We start from the raw sequence: 2,521 nt of genomic DNA, 5'->3' as shown, positions 1-2,521 counted from the left end.
GTGGCGCCGCCGAACGGCTCGGCGGGCGCGGCCGTGGCGTGGTCAGCGGGCGAGCCAGCCACCGTCCACCACCAGCAGGTGTCCGTGCACGTAGTCCGATGCGTTCGAGGCGAGGAACACCGCGGCGCCCGCGAGGTCCTCGGGGCGGCCCCAGCGTCCGGCGGGGATCCGCTCGAGGATCTGCCGGGCGCGCGTGGGGTCGTCGCGCAGGGCGCGGGTGTTGTCGGTGTCGACGTAGCCGGGCGCGAGGGCGTTGACGTTGACGCCGCGCGCGGCCCACTCGTTGGCGAGGGCCTTGGTGAGGCCGGCGACGGCGTGCTTGCTGGCGGTGTACGCGCTGACGCGCACGCCGCCCTGGAAGGCGAGGAGGCTGGCGACGTTGATGATCTTGCCGTGCCCGCGCCTCAGCATGCTGCGCGCGCAGGCGCGGCTGAGGTGCCAGGTGGCGCGCAGGTTCACGTCGAGGACGGCGTCGAAGTCCTCGTCGGGGAAGCTGAGCGCGTCGTGCCTGCGGATGATGCCGGCGTTGTTGACGAGCACGTCGAGCGGTCCGAGCTCGCGTTCGACGCGGTCGGGCAGGGCGAGCACGTCCGACGCAGTGGCGAGGTCGGCGGGAAGGTCGGCGAAGCGGCGGCCGTGCGACCTGACCTGCGCGGCGACGTCGCGGGTGGGGGCGTGGTGGGAGGTGACGGCGACGTCGGCGCCCGCGCGGGCGAGCGCGGCGGCGATGGCGGCGCCGATGCCGGTGGCGCCTCCGGTGACGAGGGCGACGCGGCCGCGCAGGGAGAACGGGTCGGAAGGCTGGGGTTCGGGCGTGGGGTGGGCGTGCGTCATGAGGTCTCCGGTGGGGTCAGAGCATCAGGGTGGTCTTCTGGACCCAGCCGACGTCCGGGTCGAGCGTCACGCCCTGCGTGCGGCCAGTCCCGGCGAGGAACCAGAGGTAGTAGCTCTGGTAGCCGGGCGCGCCGACGAAGGTGTGGTAGCCGTGCGGGAGGGCGAGCAGGGTGTGGTCGCGGACGGTGTGGGTGGCGTCGTAGCCGCGCTCCTGGCTGTAGTGGCGGGCGAGACCGAACGCTTCGGGGCTGCTGAGGCGGAAGTAGTACATCTCCTCGTGGAACTTCTCGTTGCCGGTGTCCTGCTCGTGCTTGTGCGGGGGGTAGGTGCTCCAGTGGCCGCTGGGGGTGATGGTCTCGCCGACGATGAGGCGACTCGCGGGCAGCAGGTTCGGGGCGACGAGGATCTCGCGGTACGTGCGGGTGTAGTTGAGGGCGCCCCAGGTGCCGGTGCGGACCTGCTCGGGGGTGATCTCGTACGGGTCGGTGTCGAGGTCGCTGGGCGCGCTGGGAAGCGCGGCCTCGAGGGGCGTGAGGGCGGTGACGCGGTAGCGGGTGCCGCGCGGGAGGTAGACGCTGTGGGGAAGGCCGGCGAAGACGTTGGCGCGGCGTCCGACGGCGTCGAAGGTGGCGTGGTCGGTGTCGACGCGGGCGGTGCCGGAGAGGACGACGAGGAGGAGCTCGCGGTCGCGGGTGTGGTCTTCGTGGGTGGCTCCGGCGTCGAGGGTGAGGGTGGCGAAGCCGAGGAGCGCGCACGAGTCGTCGGGGACGTCGTGACGGCCGGTGGTGCGGGGTAGGACGTGGAAGGTGCGGGGGGTGGTCAAGGCAGCCTCCTGGGGCGTGCGGGCGGAGCGTCGGGGGTCGGGCGGCGGGTGCGGTCGTGCCGTCCGGGCCGCCGGACGGGCCGCGCCGTCGATGGGTGGTCAGGGCGAGCGGGGAAGGATGCTGATGTAACGTTACACCAAGTCGTCGGTGGACGGAAGAGCGACCCCGTCACCCATGTGGCGTCACCGTGACGCGCAGGTCGATCGCCGCCCGCGGCGAAGGATCGAGCGTGACGAACCGCGCCCGGTACACCGTGATCGGCGCGCCGCCGTGCGTCCGCGCCGCCGTCGCCTCGACCTTCGGCCGCACGAGGTGGGGATCGAAGCGCGCGAGCACCGTGCCCGCCGCGCCCACCCACTCGACCTCGCCCTCGCGCGCCTCCGGCCGGATCAGGCTGACGAGCGCGCTCTCGAGGATCCCCGCGGGGTCGAAGGTCGCCTCGTCCCGCAGGTGCAGCGACGCGCGCGCCGCCTCGTCCTGCCACGAGAAGGACCGGATGACGGACGTCGCCGCGGGGTACGCGCTCGTCAGGTCCAGCGTGAGCGCCGCGGCGTCCGGCGAGACGCGTACGTCCAGAACCCGCGCGCGCGCGTCCACACCGCCGCGCTGCGCCTCACCCGCGACGACCGGGACGCTGTGCCCCAGCGAGGACGCGTGCAGGTGGGCGTAGCGCTCCTCACCGAAGTACGCGCGGGTGTACGGCCCGGCGCCCAGGTCGACGAGGACGTCCTCACCGTCGATGCCGAGCGTGAAGCTGCCGAGGTCGTTGTGGTTGTGCGGCTCGTCGTTGTGCCCGCCCTTCGCGGCGAACGTCACGAGGCGCGCGCCGACCTCGACGCGGCGCACGAGCCACGCGAGGTCCG

General features: G+C 73.5%; 3 protein-coding genes. All 3 read right to left on the bottom strand.

What is annotated here, in order from left to right:
* Positions 1 to 42: 42 nt before the first annotated feature.
* Complete coding sequence (gene kduD, locus DEIPI_RS0121760; RefSeq protein WP_045234855.1) at positions 43 to 834, bottom strand: 2-dehydro-3-deoxy-D-gluconate 5-dehydrogenase KduD; 792 nt, start codon at positions 832 to 834, stop codon at positions 43 to 45.
* A gap of 16 nt (positions 835 to 850) precedes the next feature.
* Positions 851 to 1,657 carry a 5-deoxy-glucuronate isomerase gene (iolB, locus tag DEIPI_RS0121755; RefSeq protein ID WP_027483158.1) on the bottom strand — a complete coding sequence of 269 codons (807 nt, stop codon included), beginning with the start codon at positions 1,655 to 1,657 and terminating at the stop codon, positions 851 to 853.
* Positions 1,658 to 1,826: 169 nt separating this feature from the next.
* Positions 1,827 to 2,521: heparinase II/III domain-containing protein (locus tag DEIPI_RS33580; protein WP_211238338.1), on the bottom strand; the 695-nt coding region annotated here is incomplete at its 5' end.

This window comes from Deinococcus pimensis DSM 21231, assembly GCF_000519345.1.
In the GTDB taxonomy this organism is placed as follows: Bacteria; Deinococcota; Deinococci; order Deinococcales; family Deinococcaceae; genus Deinococcus_A; species Deinococcus_A pimensis.
This window is presented reverse-complemented; position numbering and strand designations above follow the sequence as displayed.